The 23,559-nt window shown below is 54.7% G+C and carries 21 protein-coding genes; 6 read left to right on the top strand and 15 right to left on the bottom strand.

Annotated features, from left to right (window positions below; translation table 11 throughout):
* Window positions 1–43 precede the first annotated feature (43 nt).
* From ACMAY6_RS04880 to ACMAY6_RS04865, 4 genes are read left to right on the top strand one after another with little or no spacing between them, the layout of a single operon-like run.
* Complete coding sequence (locus ACMAY6_RS04880) at window positions 44–448, top strand: nuclear transport factor 2 family protein (RefSeq protein WP_435214933.1); 405 nt, start codon at window positions 44–46, stop codon at window positions 446–448.
* A 15-nt stretch (window positions 449–463) separates the two neighbouring features.
* The gene (locus tag ACMAY6_RS04875; RefSeq protein ID WP_435214931.1) at window positions 464–2,386 is read left to right on the top strand and encodes an NAD(P)-binding protein; all 1,923 of its coding nucleotides are present in this window, start codon (window positions 464–466) and stop codon (window positions 2,384–2,386) included.
* A 26-nt stretch (window positions 2,387–2,412) separates the two neighbouring features.
* Window positions 2,413–2,841 (top strand): nuclear transport factor 2 family protein, encoded by a 429-nt coding sequence (locus ACMAY6_RS04870; RefSeq protein WP_435214929.1) that lies wholly within the window; start codon window positions 2,413–2,415, stop codon window positions 2,839–2,841.
* A gap of 40 nt (window positions 2,842–2,881) precedes the next feature.
* On the top strand, window positions 2,882–3,595 hold the full coding sequence (locus ACMAY6_RS04865) for a hypothetical protein (protein ID WP_435214928.1): 714 nt from the start codon (window positions 2,882–2,884) through the stop codon (window positions 3,593–3,595).
* 173 nt (window positions 3,596–3,768) lie between these two features.
* Here the strand turns inward: ACMAY6_RS04865 and ACMAY6_RS04860 are convergent, their stop codons facing one another.
* The 3 genes from ACMAY6_RS04860 to ACMAY6_RS04850 form a co-directional block, all read right to left on the bottom strand.
* Entirely contained in the window at window positions 3,769–4,191 is a 423-nt protein-coding gene (locus ACMAY6_RS04860; protein WP_435214926.1) for a nuclear transport factor 2 family protein, read from the bottom strand.
* 72 nt (window positions 4,192–4,263) lie between these two features.
* Window positions 4,264–4,746, bottom strand: a complete 483-nt coding sequence (locus ACMAY6_RS04855) for a cupin domain-containing protein (protein WP_435214924.1) — start codon at window positions 4,744–4,746, stop codon at window positions 4,264–4,266.
* A gap of 155 nt (window positions 4,747–4,901) precedes the next feature.
* Window positions 4,902–7,217 (bottom strand): TonB-dependent receptor, encoded by a 2,316-nt coding sequence (locus ACMAY6_RS04850; RefSeq protein WP_435214922.1) that lies wholly within the window; start codon window positions 7,215–7,217, stop codon window positions 4,902–4,904.
* A gap of 367 nt (window positions 7,218–7,584) precedes the next feature.
* Between ACMAY6_RS04850 and ACMAY6_RS04845 the strand changes: the two genes are divergently transcribed.
* Window positions 7,585–7,749 (top strand): cupin domain-containing protein, encoded by a 165-nt coding sequence (locus ACMAY6_RS04845; protein ID WP_435215954.1) that lies wholly within the window; start codon window positions 7,585–7,587, stop codon window positions 7,747–7,749.
* A 179-nt stretch (window positions 7,750–7,928) separates the two neighbouring features.
* Here ACMAY6_RS04845 and ACMAY6_RS04840 read toward each other — a convergent pair whose 3' ends face one another.
* From ACMAY6_RS04840 to ACMAY6_RS04795, 10 genes are all read right to left on the bottom strand, one after another.
* On the bottom strand, window positions 7,929–10,010 hold the full coding sequence (locus ACMAY6_RS04840) for a PQQ-binding-like beta-propeller repeat protein (RefSeq protein ID WP_435214920.1): 2,082 nt from the start codon (window positions 10,008–10,010) through the stop codon (window positions 7,929–7,931).
* Between the two features lie 186 nt (window positions 10,011–10,196).
* Window positions 10,197–10,628 carry a cupin domain-containing protein gene (locus ACMAY6_RS04835; RefSeq protein WP_435214919.1) on the bottom strand — a complete coding sequence of 144 codons (432 nt, stop codon included), beginning with the start codon at window positions 10,626–10,628 and terminating at the stop codon, window positions 10,197–10,199.
* 259 nt (window positions 10,629–10,887) lie between these two features.
* Window positions 10,888–11,289 carry a nuclear transport factor 2 family protein gene (locus ACMAY6_RS04830; RefSeq protein WP_435214918.1) on the bottom strand — a complete coding sequence of 134 codons (402 nt, stop codon included), beginning with the start codon at window positions 11,287–11,289 and terminating at the stop codon, window positions 10,888–10,890.
* A gap of 33 nt (window positions 11,290–11,322) precedes the next feature.
* The gene (locus ACMAY6_RS04825; RefSeq protein ID WP_435214917.1) at window positions 11,323–12,153 is read right to left on the bottom strand and encodes an enoyl-CoA hydratase-related protein; all 831 of its coding nucleotides are present in this window, start codon (window positions 12,151–12,153) and stop codon (window positions 11,323–11,325) included.
* Between the two features lie 42 nt (window positions 12,154–12,195).
* Window positions 12,196–13,338: an acyl-CoA dehydrogenase family protein gene (locus tag ACMAY6_RS04820; RefSeq protein ID WP_435214915.1), complete on the bottom strand. Its 1,143-nt coding sequence runs from the start codon at window positions 13,336–13,338 to the stop codon at window positions 12,196–12,198.
* 28 nt (window positions 13,339–13,366) lie between these two features.
* Window positions 13,367–14,146 (bottom strand): enoyl-CoA hydratase/isomerase family protein, encoded by a 780-nt coding sequence (locus ACMAY6_RS04815; protein ID WP_435214914.1) that lies wholly within the window; start codon window positions 14,144–14,146, stop codon window positions 13,367–13,369.
* A gap of 42 nt (window positions 14,147–14,188) precedes the next feature.
* On the bottom strand, window positions 14,189–15,697 hold the full coding sequence (locus ACMAY6_RS04810; RefSeq protein WP_435214912.1) for a class I adenylate-forming enzyme family protein: 1,509 nt from the start codon (window positions 15,695–15,697) through the stop codon (window positions 14,189–14,191).
* A 25-nt stretch (window positions 15,698–15,722) separates the two neighbouring features.
* Window positions 15,723–16,928 carry an acyl-CoA dehydrogenase family protein gene (locus tag ACMAY6_RS04805; RefSeq protein WP_435214910.1) on the bottom strand — a complete coding sequence of 402 codons (1,206 nt, stop codon included), beginning with the start codon at window positions 16,926–16,928 and terminating at the stop codon, window positions 15,723–15,725.
* A 4-nt stretch (window positions 16,929–16,932) separates the two neighbouring features.
* Window positions 16,933–18,366, bottom strand: a complete 1,434-nt coding sequence (locus ACMAY6_RS04800) for an aldehyde dehydrogenase (RefSeq protein ID WP_435214908.1) — start codon at window positions 18,364–18,366, stop codon at window positions 16,933–16,935.
* A gap of 29 nt (window positions 18,367–18,395) precedes the next feature.
* Entirely contained in the window at window positions 18,396–20,021 is a 1,626-nt protein-coding gene (locus ACMAY6_RS04795) for an AMP-binding protein (protein WP_435214906.1), read from the bottom strand.
* 255 nt (window positions 20,022–20,276) lie between these two features.
* Between ACMAY6_RS04795 and ACMAY6_RS04790 the strand changes: the two genes are divergently transcribed.
* A complete protein-coding gene (locus tag ACMAY6_RS04790; RefSeq protein ID WP_435214904.1) occupies window positions 20,277–21,554 on the top strand; it encodes a TetR/AcrR family transcriptional regulator in 1,278 nt (425 codons plus the stop codon).
* Here ACMAY6_RS04790 and ACMAY6_RS04785 read toward each other — a convergent pair.
* Both ACMAY6_RS04785 and ACMAY6_RS04780 read right to left on the bottom strand, forming a co-directional pair.
* On the bottom strand, window positions 21,551–22,762 hold the full coding sequence (locus ACMAY6_RS04785) for an acetyl-CoA C-acetyltransferase (protein ID WP_435214902.1): 1,212 nt from the start codon (window positions 22,760–22,762) through the stop codon (window positions 21,551–21,553). The genes ACMAY6_RS04790 and ACMAY6_RS04785 overlap by 4 nt on opposite strands.
* Window positions 22,763–22,779: 17 nt before the next feature.
* On the bottom strand, window positions 22,780–23,532 hold the full coding sequence (locus ACMAY6_RS04780) for an SDR family oxidoreductase (RefSeq protein ID WP_435214901.1): 753 nt from the start codon (window positions 23,530–23,532) through the stop codon (window positions 22,780–22,782).
* Between the last annotated feature and the right edge of the window lie 27 nt (window positions 23,533–23,559).

Below are 23,559 nucleotides of genomic sequence, written 5' to 3'. Positions count from 1 at the left end.
ACAGCCAACGACTCAAAGACATATTACTGACACAGGATTACCCATGAGCAAGAGCACTGAAGAGCAGGTTTACACAGCGTTTTCCAATGCGATTAACAGCGGGGACCTAGCAGGCGCATTTCAGTACGCAACCGACGACATTTCCTTTAGGCCCATTGGTGGCCATCCGGAACTGGGCCGTGAATTTAAAGGCATGCAGGACATTCTGGAAAATTGCTGGATGAAGGTCTTCCAGCATATCGATGAGAACGGTGTTGCAATCACCGTCAATGACATTGTGACGGCAGACGGTATCGCCTTTGTGCAGTTCAACGGAACAGCAAAGGGCCGCTCAGGCATGACTTACGACAACGAGTACGTACACCTACTCCGCTACCGAGACGGCAAGATCTGCAGCATTACCGAATTCCTAGACACGAACCTACTTAACAAACTGCTGGAACAATAAAACAGCTGAGAGAGAATGAACAAATTGGCTAAGCACATCACACGAAGGGACTTTCTCAACGGCGTTACCGTCAGTCTGGCCGGCGCGGCCACAATGGGCCCACAGACTGCGCTAGCGGCGGCAGTAAAGTCAGCATCGGGGCGCGCAGGCAACTACTACCCGCCTGCGTTGACGGGTATTCGCGGCAGTCATGACGGTGCTTTCGAAAGTTCCCACGCCCTAGCCTGGCGCGGAGAGAAACCTTCGAGCTATCAGGCGCTCAACGAAGAATACGATCTGGTCGTGGTAGGCGCGGGTATTAGCGGCCTAGCTGCCGCCCTGTTCTATCAGCAGAAGGCCGGCAAAGATGCACGCATCCTAGTGCTGGACAACCACGATGACTTTGGCGGCCATGCCCGGCGCAATGAATTTCATAGTCAGGGCCAGATGTTACTCGGTCCCGGTGGTAGCGGTAACTTCCAGGATTCTCACCTCTACTCCCAGCAATCCAAAAGACTGATCAGTGAGCTGGGCTTTGACCTAAACAAGGTGCGGGATGCCATGGCGCCCAGCTGGGGCATGGCAGACGCGGAAGTTGACGTTGGCCTGTATACCGATAGCAAACATTTCGGTGAAGACAAAATTATCAACGGTCCCTGGATGGGCACCTGGTTCGGCATGGGCAACTACCCAGAGCTTATCCAATCCCTGACGGTATCGAAATCCGAGCAACAAAAGCTCATCGCGTTTGTGGAGGGTACTCTTGAGCTCCAGAAAACAATACCAGAGAAGGACATCAAACACTTCCTCAAGACCACGAGTTACCAGACGTTCTTGTCGGATTACGTTGGACTGGCAGAACCCACCTCATCCCTATGGAACACCATCATCGGCGTCACCTTCTGCCTATACCCCGATTCCATATCGATTGCCGAGGCGGTTAAGTGGGGAGTGCCGGGCTTCAGTGTCCTTGGAGAGGAAGCCTATACAGTTCTCGCAGACAGCCTGATTATGGAAGAGTCCGATATCGTCTGGATGCCCGATGGCAATGCTTCCCTGACCCGGCAAATGGTGCGTCGACTGATTCCCGCAGTGGCCTCCGGTGGCACTATTGAAGACGTAGTCACGGCTCAATTCGACTACGGCAAACTGGACTTGCCGAACCATCCGGTGAAGCTTCGCTTAAACAGCTCGGCGGTTAACGCGAGCAACAATCCCGACGGCACCGTTTCAGTAGCCTACGTTACCAAAGGGGCAGCCTACCGGGTCAAAGCCAAGCATTGTGTTCTAGCTTGCTACAACGGACTGATCCCCCACCTTTGCCCAGACATGCCCGAGGAGCAGAAGGAGAGCCTGCGCTACAGCGTCAAAGTGCCACTGCTGGCGACCAACGTCCTGATTCGTAATCGCCAGGCCTTTAACAAAGCAGGCGTTGAGGTATTTCACTGCCCAACCAGTCACTACCACCTGGTATCCAGCGCGCCACCCGTTTCGATCGGTGATTACAAGACAAACGACGATCCCGATTCACCCATGGTCATCTACATGCTGACATCGCCTACGGACAGGAACAACGGCAGCCAGACCGGCCGCGACCTGTATCGCCAAGCCAGGCACAAACTGTATACCACGACCTTCGCCGACTATGAGCAGGACATACGCGAGCAGCTAACCGGCATGTTTGGTCCCTTCGGCTTCGACGCCGACCGGGACATCGAAGCAATCACCATTAACCGGTGGTCACACGGCTACGCCTACGATTATATGGAACTGTACGACCCAGAGTGGCCCACGGGGAAAGCCCCCCACGAACTGGGTCGCAAACCCTATGGCCGTATCAGCATTGCAAACTCTGACTCGGAGAATAAGGCCTACCTCAACGGCGCGATCGATGCAGCCTGGCGCGCCGTCAATGAGCAGCTGGAGAGCGAGCAGAAGGCAGATGACAGCGCCGCATAACGATTAAACCCTCAAGAGATTCGGTCATGGAGAATAACGAGCTGCAATACCTTTCGGATTATGTGGCGATACGACAACTCAACGCCAAGTACAACCGCTATGCCGACCTCGCAGACGGCAAGTCGTACGCCAACCTCTTCACCAAAGATGCCGAGTTCACTATTTGTGGCGAGGGAATTTACGTTGGGCGTGAGCAAATTGCGGCCCGCTGCAATGCCACGACAACAGCCGTGCACGTTACCACCGAACCCGAACTGGATATCACCAATGACGCGGCCCGGCAACGTGTACGCATGCTCACGGTGCTCCAGGACGGAGAAGGAACGCGCAACGAATTTGTCGCATCAGGCTGGTACATCGATGAACTGAAGCGAACGGAGGGTAGCTGGCGCTATCACCGACGCCGCGTGGAACTGGACCTAGACATCAATGCCGTTGTGGAAAAAGTGAAGTAATGGGTACGTCAGCTAACAATCATTGTCAGAGGAACTCGCTATGAGCACCACCGCCCGATTAGACAGTCAAATCAACAAAGTTGCCTATCTCTCAGCTATTGTTCTTTTCGTGTTCACAGTCGTGAGTATGTTCGGAGTCTATGATGCCCCCGCTGGCAGCACCGCCGCCGAAAAAATCGCCTGGCTTAATGAGAACAACGGCGCCTTTGTGCTGAGCTGGGTCACCCAAATTGTTCAGGTGTTCACACTTGCCGCGGTTTTCGCCGCTACCTGCTGGAAGGTGTACCGCGTTAACCCCCTGGCTGCAGTCTCTGGCGGTATCATGCTGGCGCTGGGCACTATGGCGATCATAATCACCAAGGGCACCGAGCTTTGGGTTGTCCCCCTGATCGCTCAAGACCTGGCCGCTGGTGCACACAGCCAGGAACCCGGGCTGACACTGTTGTCCATTAATAGCCAGGCTTATCCTTACAGCCTGACCACCTACTTCGATTACCTAGGGCTATGGCTTTGGTCTCTGTTCGGGTTGTTGGTTGCTCGCCCACTGTTTCAGCTCTCAACCAGTGCGAAGGTCGCCGCGATCAGTTTAGGCCTCTTCGGTATTATCTATCCGGTCTTCTACGGCTTTCTGGTGACCGGTATAATTCCACTGAGTGAAATCACCGACTACAGCACTTTCATGCTGCTAGCCTGGGTTGGGGCATTTGCCATGGGGGTTTACTGCCGTGGAGAATCAAAAACCGCACCGGCATAATATAAAGCGTCACTCTCATTAACGCGATTAGAGATAGCGTGGTCTGCTTCGAACCGGGTCAAAGTGAACCCCAGCCTTAAAATTACTGCGCTATTGCGGCGGCGTACTCAGCAGGCTGAGCAACGACACAGCTTCCCCCACAGCAACATAGACAGCTTCAGTGAGCCCTTGGACTAATTACCGAGGGGACCACAAAGCATCTCGTTAGCATGAATAGTATCTAGGTACTCGCGCCGCCCACAGATCAACCCGCCTCTGACAAGTATCAAGTAGTGATAGCTGTTTCGGTAGATCTCACCGTCAATGCGCGTACCTAAGGACTCTGCCTCTACTGCAACGCGCTCACCCTCGACGGTCATACCCGTGATAGTGACCGTCAGACCGTGGGGAAAGCGTTCCGCGACAGTAGCGTGTATTTTTTTCAGGCTGGAGAGATCATGGCGGCCGCCCAGTGGCCAGTGCCCCTCCCCCAGAATCCAGAGCGTGCTATCAGGTGACAGACGCGCAGCAGCTCTGTCAAAGCGGCCCGCCGAAATATCCGCGTAATAGGCCCTGACCACCTCTTCAGGGCTGGCCGTAGCGTTTGAATCGGTCATTTGGCCGTGCCTGCGTCGATACGAACACGTCTCAAAGGCGCTGAGACTGCATTGGGGCAGAGGACCATTTATTTATGGCCCACCTTCTGTTTGAGCATAATCTGTATTGATGATGATGAGCTCCCGATACTTTTCAGGCATGTACCAATAACCTTTATACCCCTGGGGCACCACCAAGGACTCGCCCTGCTTGAACTCGATAGCATCCCCGCCATCGGGAGTGAGTATGAGGCGCCCTTCCAAAACTTGAACAAATTCGTCATAAACAGCACCATCAATGTAGACCCTGCCGGGCCCAGCCTCGTAGACGGCAACGAAGATTTTCCCAGCGTAAAAAGCGTGGGTATAGGAATCCGAAGTGAAGTCATCATCTCGCGTTACATTTTCGCCATCGAACTCTGATGGATCAACGCGAGTCAGTCCTCTGCCTTCCAGATAGCCCTGATCAATGGCAATCGGCATCACTGGCGCTGGCTCTGAAGATGACTCCTGACTGTTAACGGTTTGGCCAGAGAAGATAAGCAGTAACAGCGTAACGACCGTGGCGTAGTACATAATCAGATACCAAAAGTGGAGGCGCGTTGTGAAAAATTGAGAATCAGTACCGATTGCAAGATTGTCAACTTCGGCATGAATCCATCTTTAGCTTCTGAACAAAACGTGAAACCGCGAGCAGTTGCCCAGCGGTTTCAGTGATAGGGTGTCGCGATCTAGAAATCGTACCGCAACTCAGCCGTCACACTCCGGGGCCGGCCGGGCACATCCCAGTAGCTACCACCACCGTCTCCAGAAGACATAGTGACGTACTCTTCATCCGCCAGGTTGTCGGCCCTGAGCGCGATCTGCCAGCCCTGGTCAAGGTGTGCCAGCGCAATGCGCAGGCTCAGCAGGCCATAGGCTTCGACCCGTATCATTCCGTAATCCACGTCCCCTAGCTGCATAGCCCGAGTGAGTGGGTCGTCGCGCCAACTATATATCGCTCCAATACTACCGAGCAGATTGCCCGCAAAGGTGACTTCCTGTCGGGCGCTGATGGTGTAGCTCGATTTAGGTGACCACTGGCGATCCACACCCTGCAGAGACTGGACCTGGCCGAGTTGATCTAAAGACGTTTCATCTGAGTCGCTTATCTCAGCGTCAAGCCAGCCCGCAGACACACCAAGCTGAAAACCGGGCAGGCTAGACGGCGCCCATAACAGGTCTACTTCCGCGCCATAGTGCTCGGCATCACCCACTGTGCCAATCGTCGAGAGGGTGCCCGAAGGGGAACCATCTGATGGAACCATAATTCCCCCCTGAGCGTCTTGGTAGTCATAGAAGAACGCCGCCGCGTTAATCTGCAGGTCGTCGGTAGGGTTCGACTTGATACCGATCTCGTACGAATCGTTGATCTCCTCGGCGTAGGGTGTCAGCTGGTCATTGTTGTCGGTAAATGCCGCAAAGAAGCCGCCCGACTTAAAGCCCCGAGACAGTCTGGCGTACACCATGGTGTGGTCAGATACATGCCAATCCAAGCCAATGTGACCGGACCAGTTTTCTTCCAAAGAGGTCTCAAAACCTTCGACATCACCAAGAGGAACCGCAAACCCACTAATAAAGACCGTTGACAGGTAGTTAATGCCCTTGTCTTCATCCGTGTAGCGAAGCGAACCATGAAGGTTTAGGCGCTCGGTTAAGTCATATCCCACTTGGCCATACAGCGCCCAGGTTTCGGTATCTTGCGTGTAATCAGCGGTGGCCTCCTGAAACTCCACAAAGCCCAAGTCTGCTAATGCCTGCACCGAGAAGGCTTGCTGGCTCTCGTTGGTATCTTCTGCATAAGTGGCACCCACGAGCCAGCTCAAAGGCCCGTCACTAGTAGATGTCAGACGAAACTCCTGGGACCATTGCTCGAAGTTGGTGATCCCATCAGGGAAGCCATCGACACTGGAAACAAAGACAAGTGGTGTGGCGTCATAATCGAAGAACTGGAAGTAGTCGTACTCGTAGTAAGACGTGATCGATTTGAAAGTGGTACTTCCTAGGTCCCAATCAATGTTGAGGTTATAACCCGTCCATTCGTTATCCAGCCTATTAATAGGGTTAGAGACCACCGTTTCGCCGTTGGTTTTCTGGTCAGCGGGAGTCGGCAGACCCAGCGTAAATCCATACAGCGCATCAACTAGGTTATGGAACCCGATACAGCTCGAGTCATCACGCCTCCCTTGGTAGATCGCACCACAATAATCAAAGTCATAGGCAGTACTGTACGTACCCGTCAAGCGCGGCATGGTGGTTTCCGACTGATCCCTACCAGAATCGATTTTGAGTAAAACTTCTAATTCATCACTGGGGGTAAATAACAGCTGCGCTCTTACCGCCTGAAAATCGCGATCGCCATGCTCGTCATCCTCCGGAGTCGTCAGAGAATCCTGCCAACCACCACCCTGATCAGTATTGACCGCAAGCCGGTAGGCCAGTTTATTTTCAATAATGGGTCCGCCTATGGCACCCTCCAGACTCCATCGATCCCATTGACCATAGGTCCCTCGCACGAAACCGCTTGTCTCGTTCATGTCAGGCTTCGCAGATAGAATTCTGATGGCGCCGCCCGTAGCATTTCTACCATAGAGCCCACCTTGCGGACCTTTGAGCACCTCGACGCGGTCCACATCAAACAAGCCGATGCCGCCGAGCGCGTTCGAGGTCATATACACTTCGTCGTAGAAAATAGCGGAGACTGGCGTGTTGTTGGTGTTAAAGTCCTCCAATCCTGCGCCACGAATAACCCAGGTGGGCTGACCAGCACCTCTAGCATCAGAGAGTTCCACGTTGGGAATTATCAGGGGCAGTTGCTCCAGGCTCGTCAGCCCCAACTCAGCCAGCTGTGTGCTGTCAAACGCTGAGATCGCGATAGACACGTCCTGAAGGCTCTGCTCCCGCTTCTGGGCAGTGACAATAATTTCTTCAAGCTCAGCATGGGCCACAAAAGGCGTGACAAAACCGGCTATCGCCGTCGCAATCAGGGTTTTTCGTAGGGTTTTCATTTCACCACTCCCGCCGTGTTATGTGTGTAACTCATTTTTTATTTATACAGCAATGTAAAGTATATTATTATTTTACAGGACTGTCTAATAATACTGGCATGTCATATGACATGTAAAGTGGATTCCTAATTTAAATCAAGCTAGGAAGCGAGAATAATGAAAAGAATATTGTTAAAGCTCCTTCTGCCCCTGGCAGTAGCAAGCACGTAAAGCCAGGCGCTCCAGAGCTCATCCCTTTATATCCAGACGCCGTTATGAAAGCGTCACTCGATAAGATTCCGCCTTTCCCCGAGGACGAGCGAGGAGGACCGCAAGCCAACTGAATGAGGGTTCTGCACTCGTGCGAAGTCACTATCACCGTGCATGAATCAATGCCTGTGCTGTTCGAAATAAAAAAAACTCCCCTCGTGACGAATACGTGCATATTCTGCAGGGAGAAGTCACACTGACTCACATCGATGGCAAACGAAACAACTTCAAAGCGGGCGAGAACTTTCTTGTCTCAAGGGCTTTTTGGGCACGTGGAATATGAAGACCCATTATCGAGAGAAGGTTGTTGCCGAAACCAAAGCCATGATGAAAGCCCAAGGTTGGTAGCCTATTGCCTTCTTCACGGTGAAGGCAAAACTTCAACCCTCGATGTCGTGCAAAGCCGCGATGTTTTGAAGTGGCCGTGGTGGCCGCACCAAGCGCTCACCCCACGGCCGACCATCATTTTGCATTGTCACCTTCGTGTGCGTTCCAGGCGGTGTTAACAAGGTAAGCGTATAGCGCCTCCGTGCTGGCGTCGTCCAGCGCTATTTCGGGCATACGGGGCGCGAGTGCTCCACCCAGCACGGCTTTCAGGTGCTCGATATTTACGGGCAGGCGCACACGCAGATCGGGTGCCGCGCCACCGACAGATTGGCCGCCGTATCCGTGGCATGCCACGCATCCCGCGCCCTCGTATATCGCCTCCCCCATCGCTGACATCTCAGCGGGATACCGATCGACCATAGGCTTTGTGAAGGTCGGCTGGCTCGCCCACTGGGGCGTAGCAGCGTCACCTCCCAAGACAAAGGCCAACAGCCGCGGCCGACTGCGCGACTCCCGCGTCGAGCTGTAGTCTGTCAGTCCGGCCGAGGCGGCGGACGTAGAGGGCGCACCTGCCGGCACAATGATGTACTGGCGACCGCCTGCCACCGCTGTCGCAGGAGCAGCGCGAATGGCCCCTCCGGCTGTGAAGGATCCCAGCTGCTCTCCCGAGGCAGCGTCGTAGGCGTTCAGGTAGCCCTCGGCTGTTCCCTGAAAGACCAGCCCTCCCGCCGTGTGCATCGCACCGCCGTTGTAGGGCAAAGCATTGCGATGACGCCATACATTGCTCTGGCTGATCGGATCCCAGGCAACAAGCTCCCCAAAGGCCTGCCCTTGTGGGTCTCCGTCGTCAGCCTGCCGGTGATCGTAGCTAAACTCGCCAGTGGCATTACGCTCGCGGCGTTCTGGCGTCGTCATCGCAGGGATGAAAAGCACGTTCTTCTGTGGGTCAAAGGCAAGCGCAGTCCAGTCGTGCGCACCCGCGTTGCTGGGTAGTATGATCGTAGGCTCGCCCTCGGCCGCCTCCCAATAGCGTGCAGCCGGGTCGGAGATCGGTCGCCCGGTCTCGTCAAGGCCTTTCGCCCAGTTGACCGGCACGTAATTACGCCCCGAAATGAACTTCCCGGTCTTTGCATCCAGGAGATAGACGAAGCCGTTCTTTGGCACACTCAGCACGACGCGCTTTTCCACACCATCGAGCGGCAGGGTAGCCATCATGAGTCCGACAGCGGGCTCGTAATTCCATGCATTACCCGGCACCTGCGTGAAATGCCATCGGTACGCACCCGTCTGAGCATCCAGCGCGACAACGGCACTGGTAAAGAGCTCATCGCCTGCATCATTACCGCGTTTCGTCGGATCCGAAGGTGCCGGCGCGCCGGTTCCGATGATGAGTTGGTCCAACTCGGAATCGTAAACCATAGCGTCCCAGACACTGCCGCAGCCTCTGGTCTTTTCATACCACCCGTCGCCCCAGGTCTTCAACGCCATCTCGTAAAGCTCACTGTCCTGCGGCTCATCTGGATCGCCTGGCACCGTGTAAAAGCGCCACAGGTGTTGACCGGTCTTCGCATCAACGGCATCTACATGACCACGATTGAGACCCATATCAGCACAGGAGTTGCCAATGAAGACCTTGCCGCCGCCAATACGTGGCGCACCAGTGATCATGTGGTTTTGTTCGCCATCGCAGGTTTCCACCTGCCATTTCTCGATCCCAGTCTCTTGATCAATAGCAACGAGCCGACAGTCGGAGGTGCCGACAATGACGAGGTCTTCGTACAGTGCGAGCCCCCTATTTAGGCTTCGCAACCAGGTCTCGAGAAACGAGCTCGGGGGCCTGTCCGCAAGAGGTTCGTAAGTCCAGAGCAGTTCTCCCGTCTCAAGATCGTTGGCAAACACCTGGCTCTGCGACCCGCTCTGGAAGATGCGTCCATTTCTGATGAGGGGATTGCCAACCAGCCCATCCCGGGTGGGGAGATCGACCGCCCAAGCGAGCCCCAAGCCCGACACCGTCTCAGTGTTGATCTGACTCAGACCGGAGTGGTGCTGCATGTCAGAAGAGTTTCCCAGCAACGTCCAGTCTGTGGACTCCTCGTCGCTCGTCATTGGCAAAGGCGCTTGCTCTTCGTCTGCGTCCATCGCACAGCCGCTGGCCACGATCACAAAAAATACCAGCGTGACGCCGACTATTGCCAGGCGAAGCTTTTTCAAATTCATAATCGGTCCTTTTAGTATTACGCGTCAGTCAGAGCTATGACTGACCTGCCATAGTTCTACATTGGTACAGTCATGCTTTATTGATACAGACATGCTTTGATCCATCGCGTCCAATCCCACCACACAATTGCGTCGCATACCGCGAGCAGTGAGTTATAGCTGGAGGGCGTGATGAGGGAATCATCGTTAAGAATTGTCACTGCCTTCTTCGAGATACGCAGTGTCAATAACGATTAACTCTCGATACTTTTCAGGCATGTGCCATCCGCCCTTGTACCCTTTCGGCACAACCAAAGACTCACCTGTCTTAAATTCGAATTCCCCGCCGCTGTCGGGGGTCAGGATTAGCCGCCCCTCGAGGATCTGCACAAACTCGTCATAAACAGCACCGTCGATGTGGACCTTACCCGGCTCAGCCTCATAGACCGCTACCATGATCTTACCGGTATGAAAGGTGTGCATACTGAAACCGGCAGAGCCATCTTCGCCCTGTGTAATATTATCCGAGTCTTCAAATTCGCTCATATCCCCCTGAGTCAGGCCTTTCCCCTCAAGAATGCCCTGCTCAATGGCAATCGGCAAAATCCCCCGTGGTCCTGCTGAAGATTTTTCACTCATATTATCTTGCTCCTAAAGTCGCCAAATTCGGGCCGAAATCGGTATTGATTACAGGAAGCGAGTATTCCCGTTCCGAAAAAGTCCGGCCAAAAACTCGAAGCGGACTTATCCGTCGAGCTCCGGCAAAGTTGTTTAACACCGGGGGTGCCGCAGCCGAAGGACAACGCCTAGATCCAAAAGATTAATTATTTTATACACATGTGTCTAGTATTTTTGTGGGGCCATGCTGGTCTCGAATACTCAGGCCCATCCCCGACGATCAAGCGGGGCTAATGTCCTGCTTGCCTAAGATATTGAAACTCTGTGTAGCAATCTTCCACTCGCCGTTCACCTTGCTCAGCTTCCAGTCATAGTCAACGGTGAAGGTGTTGCGCTTGAACAGGGTCAACATCTTAAGTCGAGCAGTCGCCCGCGTATCGTCCACCACATCGGAATAAAAGCCCGTTGCATGATGCCCGAGACAGTCTGGCGCCGACTCGAAGAACGCTCGAATTTGCGCATGACCATCAAAGGCCTTGCCATAGACTGCCGTGGCATCGAGGTGAGCGTCTTTCGCAAACAAGGCCAGAGCTGCATCCCAGTCCTTGCGGTCACAGGCATCGCAGTAGCGCGCGCCCATTTCGGCTAATTCTAATTTATCCGCCAGTAGTTCAGCGTTCATCGGCATTCTCCTTGAGTCAGCGTGTTAAAAAACCTATAGATCTAAGAAATTGGTCGCCCGTTTTTCTTTTAGCGCTCGCAACCCCTCCTTAAAATCGGGCAACTTAATTGCCGCATTCATGTCCTCAACCGAGCGGGTGTAAGCCGCAGAAAAATCTCCTTCTGCGTCAAAATTGACCTGCCGCTTGATGCAAGCCATGGAGAATCGAGAGCTTTCCATAGCCAGCCGGGTGGCGTAATCGACTGTTTTTTCTAGCAGCTCTTCGGGTGGGAAGATTTTCTGCAGCCAGCCCAGACGACATGCCTCAGCGCCATCAATCCGGTCACCATCGAGGAGTATTTGCAGCGCATTGCTGCTGCCCATAATCTTCGGCAGGATCCAACCTAGACCATATTCTGCGGGCAAGCCCAAGCGCGCAAACGCACTTTTGATAATGTTGTTATCAGCACCAAAACGGAGGTCGGCATAGCTCGCGACAATAAAACCAACGCCCGCGCAGCTACCGTTAACGGCGGCTATTACCGGCTTGGAGATACACAGCGGGTAGGCGTGATTGCGTCGGAATTGCTCGGGTGTATTTTCCGGGTAAGGGGGCAGATCGAGCTGACTTTTTTGGTATTGGCCACCGGCCCTTTCGATCGAATTAAGCTCCTTTGAATCAGCCCCTACGCAGAAATCTGCACCACTGCCAGTAACCACTACCACCCTAACGCCGTCATCTAAATGCGCGTTGTACAGCGACCAGCGATATTCCACAGACATTCGACCACCCCAAGCATTGCGCCGATCCGGGTTATTGAGGGTAACCAGCGCCACCCCCTTAGATACCTGATAGCTAATTTTCTCGAAGTCTTCAGGTTTCATAGAATCGCCCAATGTTTGAGTGTCGCTGATGCGGAGGCTGCGTCACGAGTTGGCCAGCCAAGTGGGAGTCGTCGCAGGGGCACGTGTTGCGGCCAGGGTTGCACTGATCAATTTTTCTTTCCATTGCCGCAAGCTGCCCAAGCGCAAAGCTAGGTCTCGGGAACGCTTGAGATATAGGTGGCAGTCGACCTCCCAGGTGTAGCCCATACCGCCATGGAGGTGCAGACCTTCTCGTGCAGAATACTCAAAGCACTCGGTGGCACTGATGCGTGCTGCCGAAGCCGCAATGGGCAGTTCGCCACTGTCGGACGCTAGAGCCCAAGCCCCGTAATACGCATTGGAACGCGCCAGCTCATTTTGGGCATACATTCTGGCGAGCTTATGTTTTACCGCCTGATAGGAACCCACCGCCCTGCCAAAGGTCTGGCGCTCCTTGACGTAATCAACGGTCGATTCAAGGCAGCGATCCGCACCCCCAATCTGCTCAAAGGCCAGTAGCACGGCCGCCCGATCGAGCAGCGCGGGCAACGATCTGCGATCGCTATTACCCAGTATCTGTGCGGGGCATCGGTCGAAAGTGAGTTGAGCGTTACGCACGGAGGGGTCTGCAGACTTTAGGGCCTCCCTTTGCACCTGCTTACCACTAGCTACCGTTGATTCTGCGAATTCCACCAACACCAAAACCTGTTTGCCTTGTGGTGTCAGTGCACTGACGACGGCAATGTCTGCCAATGTGCCACCCGCTACCGGGCGTTTTGTGCCAGTAATCACATCGCCCTCAAGTACAACTTCTTGTTGACGGGAGTCGCTCCATGCCAGGGTGCCGATGATGTCACCGGACGCTAACCGGGGAAGATACTGTTGCTTCTGCGCTTCAGACCCAAACTGCAAAATCGCCTCAGCCGCAAGATAAATACTCGAGGAAAAGGGCACCGGTGCCACCACTCTGCCCAACTCTTCCGCCAGTACACACAGCTCCAGGTAACCCATGCCAAGCCCACCATAGGCTTCAGGTGTCGCAGCTCCGGGCCAACCCAACTCACAAATTTCCTGCCATAACGGGCTGATAACAGCGGGGTCGCTGGTAAGATGTTGGCGCACTTCGTCCATTGGGCAGCGGTCGGCCAAGAAGCGACGGGCGTCGTTGCGGATAAACTGCTGGTCTTCGTTAAAATCGAATTTCATCGTGGCATGTCTATATGCTTAGCACGCATCAGCGCACTTCATGGGGCGACTTTTTCGCCGTTGTGTGGTCAACCTGACCGTCCATCAGGTTATTGACCTGAATGTAGAGCATGGCCCTGTCGAGCGCCGTTGAGAGCCCAGAATCCAAGGACTGCCAGACGGCCTTCACGGTGCCCTGGGTCGCCAAGGTTGGCTTACTGGCGACCTTGGCCGCCAGCTCCCCTGCCCGCGCCCACAGCGCTTCCCGGGATTCCATCACCTCGCTGACCAGGCCAATTCGCAGGGCTGTAGCCGATGACATTCGCTCATCATTGCCCAGCAGGTTCATGCGCATGACTTCGCCGTAGGCAATCCGACGTGTCAGGCCAATAGGCTCACAGGCACTGACCATGCCGAAACTCACATGAGGATCAAAGAACTCTGCATCTTCTGAGCAGATCACAATATCGGATTCGTTGAGCCAGTAGTACGCACCCCCACAGCACAAGCCATGTACTGCACATATAATGGGCTTCCACATGTCGTTCTGCTTGGGCCCCAGCTTCTTGCCCGGATCCCACTGGGACCACACAACTCCCTCCCGCCAGACGGAATCCGCTTCCTTGACGTCCTTGCCCGTGGAAAATGCCCTGCCATCAGCCGCCCTGATCACCACCGCGTGCACCTGGTCATCGGCCTTAATCAGCGCCCAGACCGCGGCCATTTCTTCAACCATCTGGCTGTTGAAACTGTTCATAGCGTCCGGTCGATTTATGGTCACCGTGGCCACATGATCGTCTTGGGTCTCGTAGCTTATCGTTTCGAACATAGTGCCTCTCATGGGGGTTACTCGCTGGAAATTTAGCCTGCGTTAACTGTCAAACAGGCGCCTTACATCCATCAGACTCACTTTCATGGAAGATGTGCGCGGCAAGGCATCTACTATGGCAAAGCGCACGGGCACAAAGTAGCTGGTCATGTTCTCTTTTGCCCAGGTTTTCAGCGACGCCTCGGAGACCCCGCTTGCACCCTCGCAAAGCTCCACCGCCGCCACGGGCACCTGGCCCAGGCGCGCGTCATCCATCGCGACAACAGTGGCCTCCTTTACTTGCGCATGCGCCTCAAGGATGGCCGCAACCTCATTGGGAATAATTTTAAAGCCCCCGCGATTAATGGCTGCGTCGGCACGACCACTGAGCCAGACAAAGCCATCGGCATCGATGCTGGCGAGGTCTGTGGTAGACACCCAGTCATGTTCATTTGCCATTTGTTGAGACCTGACTTGCAATATCCCTGTCTCACCCATGGGTAGTATCTCGCCGCTCTCTGGGTCGGCAATGCGCAAACCAACGCCGTCGTAGGCACGGCCTACACTGCCCGCTTTGACATCACCAAATGCTTTCTTGGCTTCCAGAGTCCAACCGCAAACAGCGCCAGAGAACTCGGTGGCGCCGTAGGTCGGCAATATGGGAATCCCAAATCGCTGCTCGAAGGTCTGTTGCGCATTCACCGACAGCGGCGCAGTACCGGAACGCACGCAGATCAGACTTGAAATTTTTTCAGCCGGCAAATCAGATTCCAGCACCATGTTGATCATGGCGGGCACCAATGAGCATACTCGGATCTGATACTGCTCCACCGCCTGTGCCCACTGCGCCACATTGAACTTGTCTAACAGGCTAATAGGACGCACATCCAGCAACGAATGCACGACCCAGAACAAGCCGCCGATATGAACCAGGGGCTGGGTGATAAGCGCCGGTTTGGTTTTTATTTTTGCGCCGCCGTCTGCAGTCATACCAGCAGGAATATTGCCGTATGCCGCACTGAGCTTGGCCGCGTACATCGGAATCCGTTTGGGTTTTCCAGTGGTCCCACTGCTTTGTATCAGTACCGCCACCCCCGGATTCTGGGGCGCCAATATCAACGGGTCAGCGGCTTGACGGGTCGGCAACACCGAAAGGTGCTCGGTATTGCGCGACTCATCTAGGCTAAGCCCCAGTACTTTATTCTCCCTCGCGAAGGCCTGTAATACGGGCGACTCCCAGTCCGCCGAACTGGCGATGACGACCGCCGCCTTAAGGTCCTGTAAATCAGCGACAATTTTTTCAGCGGAGGCAAAAGGATTGACTGGCGCAACACAGCGATCACTGCTGATCACGGCACAAAATGCGGCAACCTGATGCGGGCGATTGCGGCACACAACGGCAATTTCAGCGCCGGCAGGGACTTGGAATTCTCGAAAGATATCTGCCAGACCGTCAATAGTCTCGGCCAGAAAGGCCCAGTCATACCACTGGCCCTGAAACTCCATGACCCCGGCCTGATCATCGATCTCGCAGTTGCGGCGCATGATCTGACCAAAACTCAACTCGCTCATATACTGTATTGTCCAACTGTTGTCATCACAGGTCCTTGAATGCCTTGCCCTTGTCCAGACGCGGTGACCCCGGCAGGCCTAGGGTTCGCTCCGCGATAATATTCATGAGTATTTCGTCTGCCCCACCGGCAATTCGCAGACCTGGCGTCCACAGATAGGCATCGTAGAGCTCGTCCTGTAGCGCATGGGCGTGTTCATCGAGAATTGTTCCCTCCTCGCCAAACAGGTCCATGGCGTAGGCACTGAGGTCCTGATTCAGCTGACAGGACATCAGTTTCAGTATGGAAGCCTCGCCACCCAACTCGCCCCCTTCGGAAAGCACCGTCAAAATGCGCGACATAAAATTTTCCAAAGCGCACTGGTTAGCCAGCGCTCCCGCGAGATACTGTCTGACATCATCGCGCTCTATCGCAGATTTACCCTCAATGTCGCAGTGCTGGGCCAGATCGAGGACCGACAACATGGACGGCATGCGCGTGTTAAGGCGCTTAAAGCGTTCTGCGGACAGCGCATGCATGGCCACCTGCCACCCCTGATTGACCTCACCGAGACGACAAGAATCTGGCAGCACCACACCATCTAGAAAGACTTCATTAAATTCGCTGTGGCCAGATATTTGTTTGATGGGCTTAACTTCCACACCCGGTTGGCGCATGTCCACCACAAAGAAGGTCAAGCCTTTGTGTTTTGGTAGTTCGGGATCAGTCCTCGCGAGCAAGATGCCGTAGTCGGAGACGTGCGCGCCGGAGGTCCACACTTTTTGGCCGCTTATTTTCCAGCTGTTCCCTTCGCGAACGGCTCGGGTTCTCACCGCCGCCAGATCCACCCCAGCACTGGGCTCGGAAAACAGCTGACACCAAATCAAATCCCCCTGCAGGGTGCGTGGAATCAGTTGTTTCTGCTCCTCAGAGCCGTAAGTCATAATGGGTGGCAGGCATTGCCCAATACCAACAGAAAAGTAATTAAAAGGCCGCGGCAGGCGCCGTTCTTCTTGGTCAAAGATAGCCGCCTGCATCCAGGTGCCACCCATGCCCCCATATTCCCGGGGCCACACAATATGTGCATAACCCGCGTCTGCCTTTTTACGCTGCCACTGACGACAGCGTTCTATATCGGCCTCGATATACAGCTCATCAGGAACGGTTGACTGCAGAGCAGCGCCGTTGGCGTCGAGCCATGCCCTTACCTCCGCGCGGAAAGTCGCCTCTTCAGGGGTATCACTGAAATCCATAGCCTTAGCCTGCGGGTAGGTTTATGGACTTAAATTCGAGGTAGTCATGCAGCCCTTCCTCTCCCAGTTCGCGACCCAGTCCGGAAGACTTATAACCGCCAAAAGGTGCCGCCACATCCATCGAAAAACCGTTGATGGTGAAATTTCCGGCTTGTATTTTCCGGCCTATCTCAATTCCGGCTTCTACATCTGACGTCCAGACCGAACCAGAGAGCCCCATCTCCGAGTCATTGGCAATTCGAATGGCGTCCTCTATGTCATCGTAGGCGATCGCACAAACTACCGGGCCAAAGATTTCTTCACGCGCAATCTGCATATCGCTGGTCACATCCGCCAGCAGTGTCGGTTCGATAAAGTAACCCGACTTAAGGTACTCAGGTGTTCCACCCCCGGTGACAAGCCTAGCCCCCTCCTCTAAGCCAGCGCTAATACAGGCCTTCACGCGTTCAAAGTGCCGCTCATGGATCATGGGTCCGAGTGCGGTTTCAGGGTCGAAAGGATCTCCCACTTTCATTGCTCTGTAAGCATCACCCAGGGCCGAGACCGTTTCTTCATAACGCTTTCTAGGAATAAGAATACGAGTCTGGGCGGCACAAGCCTGTCCGCTGTTAATCACAGAGGCTTTGGCCAGTTCGGGGACAACTGTGGCGAGCTCTGCATCGGCACAGACAATCGCCGCAGACTTACCGCCGAGCTCCAGGGCCGCTCGTTTGATCTGGGAGCCACAAATCTCCGCCACCCGTCGGCCGGCGACAACACTGCCGGTAATGCTCGCCATATTGACATCGGGGTGCGCCACCAGATATTCACTGGCATCGCGATCTGCTGTCAGAATATTGATGACACCGGCCGGTATCGCCGCCTCCTGAATACACTCAGCGAGCACATATGAAAACAGCGGCGCCTCCACTGGCACCTTAAGCACCACCGTTGAACCGGAAGCCAATGCGGGACCGATCTTGAGCATCGCAGCAAACAGCGGACCGTTAAACGGCACAATCGCTGCGACCACACCGACCGGCTCCTTACGCACCAGCACCTGTCCAAAGTAGCCGGTCCTGCGCTCTTCAAATTTATAATTTCTGGCAAGTTGTCCGTAAAATTTAAGCGTCATTCTGGCCATAGCGACCTGGCCTTTGCAGAAGCTGTAGGGAGCAGCGATCTCCCGGGCGGCACAGACAGCCAGATCATCGGTTCGCGACTTGATAGCCGCAGACAACGAATCGATATGGGATGCCCTATCCTCACCAGAGGTGCTCGACCATTTTTCCCCAGCGAGGGCCGACTTGGCGGCATTTACTGCCGCGTCAACATCCTGTTCGGTCGCCTCAGGACAAGAACCCATGATTTCCCGATTGGCAGGACACTCTACTGAGATACGCTTCTCTGATGCAGGCTCACGCCATTGACCGCCTACAAAAATATTCCGATATTCCATGACTATTCCAACTGCGGGTCGTCGCCCGATCAGCCCTTCTTGTAGGTTATATCTGACTGCTCGAGATCCCAGGTAACGTCTGTGCAGCCCTCGTCGCGCAGCTGGTTTTTCAAAATTCTACCCACAGGGTTTTTGGGTAACTGAGCCCTAAACTCTATATAACGTGGTATCGCGTAATACGGGACATGGTCTATCGCCCAGGTTGCCAGTTCATGTTCGGTCAGGGGCGATTCCGCCTCCTTGACCACGGTCACCTTGATGTCGTCTTCGGTGAGCGCGGACGGAACCGCATGTACCGCCACCTCATTAACAGCGGGATGCAGGGCAAAGGTTGTCTCCATTTCATAACTGGAGATGTTCTCTCCCCGACGGCGCAGATAATCCTTCTTCCTGTCGACGAAATATAAAAACTCATGCTCATCAAACTTGCCGATATCACCGGTGTGAAGCCACAGACCCTCAAAAACATTGAGGGTTTCCTGTGGCCTACCCCAATAACCTTCAAACATCACATTGGGGCGTTTGGGCCGGACGACGATTTCTCCGGTCCGCCCCGCCGGCACCTCTTCGAAGCTGTCGTTTACGATCATCACCTCGAAATCACGATGATTGAGCTTTCCGGATGACCCCGGAGGTGCATCTGTAGCTTCGCTATAGGAAAGCATGGATATAAAGCTTGATTCGGTCAGGCCGTAAACATGTGCCCCCACGATCTCAGCGCCGAATCTGTCCCGCCAGATCTCTTGGAGCTCGCCGGGAAATGGTGCTCCCCTGGCCATTCTCAGCTGCCCCTTGCAACGCAACATGTCCTCGCTATCAGGCATATTGGCAATAAGAGGGATCATGGAACCCAGCACAGACGCTACCGAGGCACCACTCTTTTCTATATCCGCCCAAAAGCCGGACAGGGAGAACCGAGGGGTAATAGCGGCGGTAGTACCGCTTACCACCGAATACAGCAGGGTCACGACGATGGCGTTCAAGTGGAATAAGGGCAGGCAGGTCCAGTTAACCTCGCCGGGCCGGGGGTCGCACATTTCCCGGGTTCTGAGTGCCTGGTTGGCGATATAGTTTTGACTGAGAATACAGCCCTTGGAGGGGCCGGTTGTGCCCCCCGTGTAAATAATGCCCGCGATGTCTCCCGGATCTGGGCAGATATCAGTGTCGGCACTGTTGTCTGAATATAATTGCGCAAATAACTCACCGGCCGTTGCGCCCGCTGAGGATTCCCCCCGAATATAAATAGTCTGCAGGTCGGGCAAGCCCTCCCTGATCGCTGCCACCCGCTCAAGGTATTGGGCCTCGCTGACTAGAACCCTTGCCCCGGAATTGGCCAGAGGATTCCTCAGGAACTCGCCTTTATTCGCCGTGTTGACGGGCACGTACACAGCATTGACCTTGGAGGCCGCAATCAACAAGGCGACTGAATCCGCATGGCTGTCCAGTAGCGTGGCAATGCGATCCCCAGAAGCGATCCCGCTGCTCAAGAGGCCTTGGGCCAGCCGATTAGATAACGCATCGAACTCGGCGTAAGTATACTTCTCATTGTCATTAAGAAAGTGCAGGAACACCGTATCAGGCGATGTTGCCACGGCTTCTTTCCACAGCTCGAGTATGGTGTGTCGCTGCTCGGTTCTCCAGGCAGAATTGGTCATTAGCGCCCTATTCCTCTTAACACAAGCCGTTACGCCACCCAACGCCGTCGGGAATCTCATCGGATTTGATACGGCGAATTCAACCGTTAGGTTAACATGTGTGTAAAGTTAATCGCAAGAATACAGTCGCTCCTAGAGAGACAGATTCAACACTCAGTACATTTTTTGCAGGGCTGATAAGGGTTCTGTTATTATCTTCGAAGCGGATGAGCCGGGAATCTAGGCTTCCCAACCACTAATAAGCTGAAAACGATTATGGCATCCAATATCGAATCCACGGCAGAGCCAGAGAACGGCTGGTCAGCCCGAAGCCGTGCGACCCGCCAGAAGCTAATTGCAGCCGCCGCGAAACTCATCGTTGAAAAGGGCATTAACTCGGTGTCTGTCGTTGCTGTAGCCAAAGCCGCCGAAGTTACCCGCCCTGGGGCTTACTATCACTTCAAATCCCGCGATGCCCTGCTCGAGGCCGTGCGCAAAGATACTGATCACCAACTGGTCAGAACCGTAGCCGGCAGTAAAGAAGACAAATACCTTTATTCACAGGCCGCAGAGTTTGCCGCAGAGGATCAGGACACCATCTATCTGCGCATTCAGAGACTGCTGGAACAAGGCACAGATGACGTCATCATACGCTTCCGAGAAAGGGGCCTTACCCGGGCAGCCCGTGAAGGCCTGGTGAAACCTGGCGTCGAAGCCGATATAGCTGCCATCGTTAGGGGTACCACTCTGGTTTCTTCTTTTCTGGCGGTATCTGAATTCAAGCAAAAGAGCCGTCGACACAAACAAGCCAAGCTTTTTGGCAAGGCCAATTACCAGCTGATGTTCGATGGTGCTTTGTTACCAGAAAAACTCAAAGACTGGCCAAAACTGCCCCGCTACTCTCACGACGGAGACGGTGCTGAAAAACCTGTGTCGACGAAAGACACGATCCGCGATGGCAGAAAAGCCAAATCTGTAGAGACCCGGGAACAACTGATGAAGACAGCCATGTTGCTTATGGCAGAAGTGGGGGAACAGGCTGTCTCCGTCTCTGAGGTGGCGCGCAGGGCAGGCGTCACGCGTCCGGGCGCCTACTACCATTTTAAGAAGAAGGAAGATCTTATTGCCGCTGTCGAGGAAAAACTCGACAAGGAACTCATCTACACGCTGGACCGCTCATTCGCTAGACGTGAGTCCTTCACAGATGCCTCCGATCTTAGCGCCGAAGACCTGAGCTTACTGAGAATCCGTATTCAACAAATGCTCAGGGATGGCGCTCGCAAGGATCCGCTTATTGCCCACTACCGCAAACTCTTCCGCTGGCACGCAAAGCACGGACATCTGCGCAAGGGTACAGACCCGGAAATGAGCGCCATCATTACCGCCAGCGCATCGCTGGTAGGTTTGTTCCTCGTTCTCAAAGGAGCGAATTCTGTCAAGGAGCGGGTAAAGCAAGCGAAACGCTTCCGCAAAACCTATATGACTTTCGTTTTCGAAGGCCTCTATACGGCAGCAGCTAAAGCGGAATGGCCACCGCCACCGGAACTGGACTAAACCCGCTCAAATACCGCAGCAAGGCCTTGACCGCCACCGATACACATAGTTTCGATACCGTATCGACTCCCCCGACGGCCCATTTCACGCAGCAGTGTCGCGAGGATGCGCCCCCCCGTTGCCCCTACCGGGTGGCCCAACGAAATGCCCGAACCGTTGACATTTAAACGCGCGAAATCGGCCCGCTCAAACCCCAGCGCGCGAGTACACGCCAGCACCTGCGCGGCAAAGGCCTCGTTGAGTTCGATCAGGTCTATATCGGATAACTTCAACCCCGCATTTCGCAGCGCCTTTTGTACTGCGGGCACGGGCCCAATGCCCATCCGTGCAGGCTCAACCCCCGCAACGGACCAAGACACCAGCCGACCAAAGGGCTTTAGCCCATACTGAGCTACCGCGTCTTCACTTGCCACAATACAAGCCGAGGCACCGTCGTTCTGGGTACTGGCATTGCCCGCGGTGACCGTAGCGTCGGGATCAGCACCTGCCCTAATCGCCTTGAGGCCTGCCAGAGCTTCCACGGTAGTTTCCCGGGGAGTCTCGTCTTGGGTCACGACGATATCGCCCTTGCGAGCGGGGACAGTGACAGGAATGACTTCGTCGTCAAACAAGCCCTGCTCTTGAGCGGCAATGGCTCGGCGCTGGGATTCCACCGCAAACATATCCTGCTCTTCACGGGGTATTCCATACTCGCTGCGCAGATTTTCTGCTGTTTCCAACATGCCACCGGCCACGGGATAGTTGACGCCGCCCGCTGTGACGCGACCACGCGCTAAGGAATCCTGCAGTTCAAGTGTCGGCTCTTTTAGGCCCCAGCGCGCACGATGAGTAAAGAAAGGCGCGTTACTCATGGATTCAGCGCCACCGGCTATCACGACATCAGAGCCACCGCTTGCTACCTGAAGATAGGCATAAATCAGCGACTGTAAACCAGAGCCGCAGCGTCGATCGAGTTGCAATCCTCCTACCGTTGTCGGCAGGCCGGCATCCAGCGCCACCACGCGACCCAGTGCAGGTGCATCCATACTGGAATAACACTGGGCGAAGAGCACATCCTCCACAGCCTCCCCGGGAAGCCCGGTTCTCTCCAGGAGACCCTTCACTACCGTGGCACCCAGGAATTGTGCCTCTAAGGGCTTGTAGGCGCCGCCGAACTTTCCTACGGGTGTCCGTACAGGTTCGCAGATATAGGTTTGACGAATTTTCATCTTTCTTGACCTGTGGTTCAGGCGGGCAGCATGGTGTCGCCACCATCAACCCTGAAAGTTTGACCGGTAATCCAGGCCGCTTCATCGGACGCCAGAAACAGGGCCATATTGACGATATCTGCAGTATCACCCAGCCGTTTCAGTGCCAATCCATTCACTACGTGGTCGAGAATCTCCGCTGGCACCTGCCGGGTAGCCTCAGTATCCGTGGGGCCAGGTGCGATAGCGTTGACCCGAATATTACGATCACCGAGTTCACTGGCCAGGCACATTGTCAGCCCCTGCACCCCCAGTTTGGCAATACCATAGTAACCCCCCTGTGCCTTCCAGGCTGCCGTAGACGATTGATTGATCACGCTACCGCCGCCCCTCTCCGCCATGGAACTCGCCACCGCCCGTGTCATGACCAACGGACTGTGCATGTTCACTTTCATAATCTGGTAGTAGTAGTCGAGATCCACATCAAGCAGGGTTTCATAACGCATGCCATGAAAAATTGCTGCGTTGTTCACCAGAATGTCGATGCCTCCAAACTGCTCCCTTGCTAGGCTGGCAGCCGCCGCTGCGTCGCTTTCGGAAGACACATCGGTTTTCACAAAAACCGCCGAGTTTCCTGCCTGACAGATTTCGTCGGCAATCCTTTGACCGGCCTCTTCATTAAGCTCAGCAATAACCACTGATGCGCCCTGAGCGGCAAAGCGCTTGGCATAGGTTTCTCCTATGCCTTGGCCACCACCCGTAACAATCGCTACCTTTCCCTCAAATGACATCGCAAAACCCTCTCCCATGTTTAACTT

Source organism: Luminiphilus sp. nBUS_16 (assembly GCF_051201645.1).
Taxonomy (GTDB): Bacteria; Pseudomonadota; Gammaproteobacteria; order Pseudomonadales; family Halieaceae; genus Luminiphilus.
Note: the sequence above shows the minus strand (reverse complement) of the source record. Positions and strands in the feature narration are given on the sequence as shown.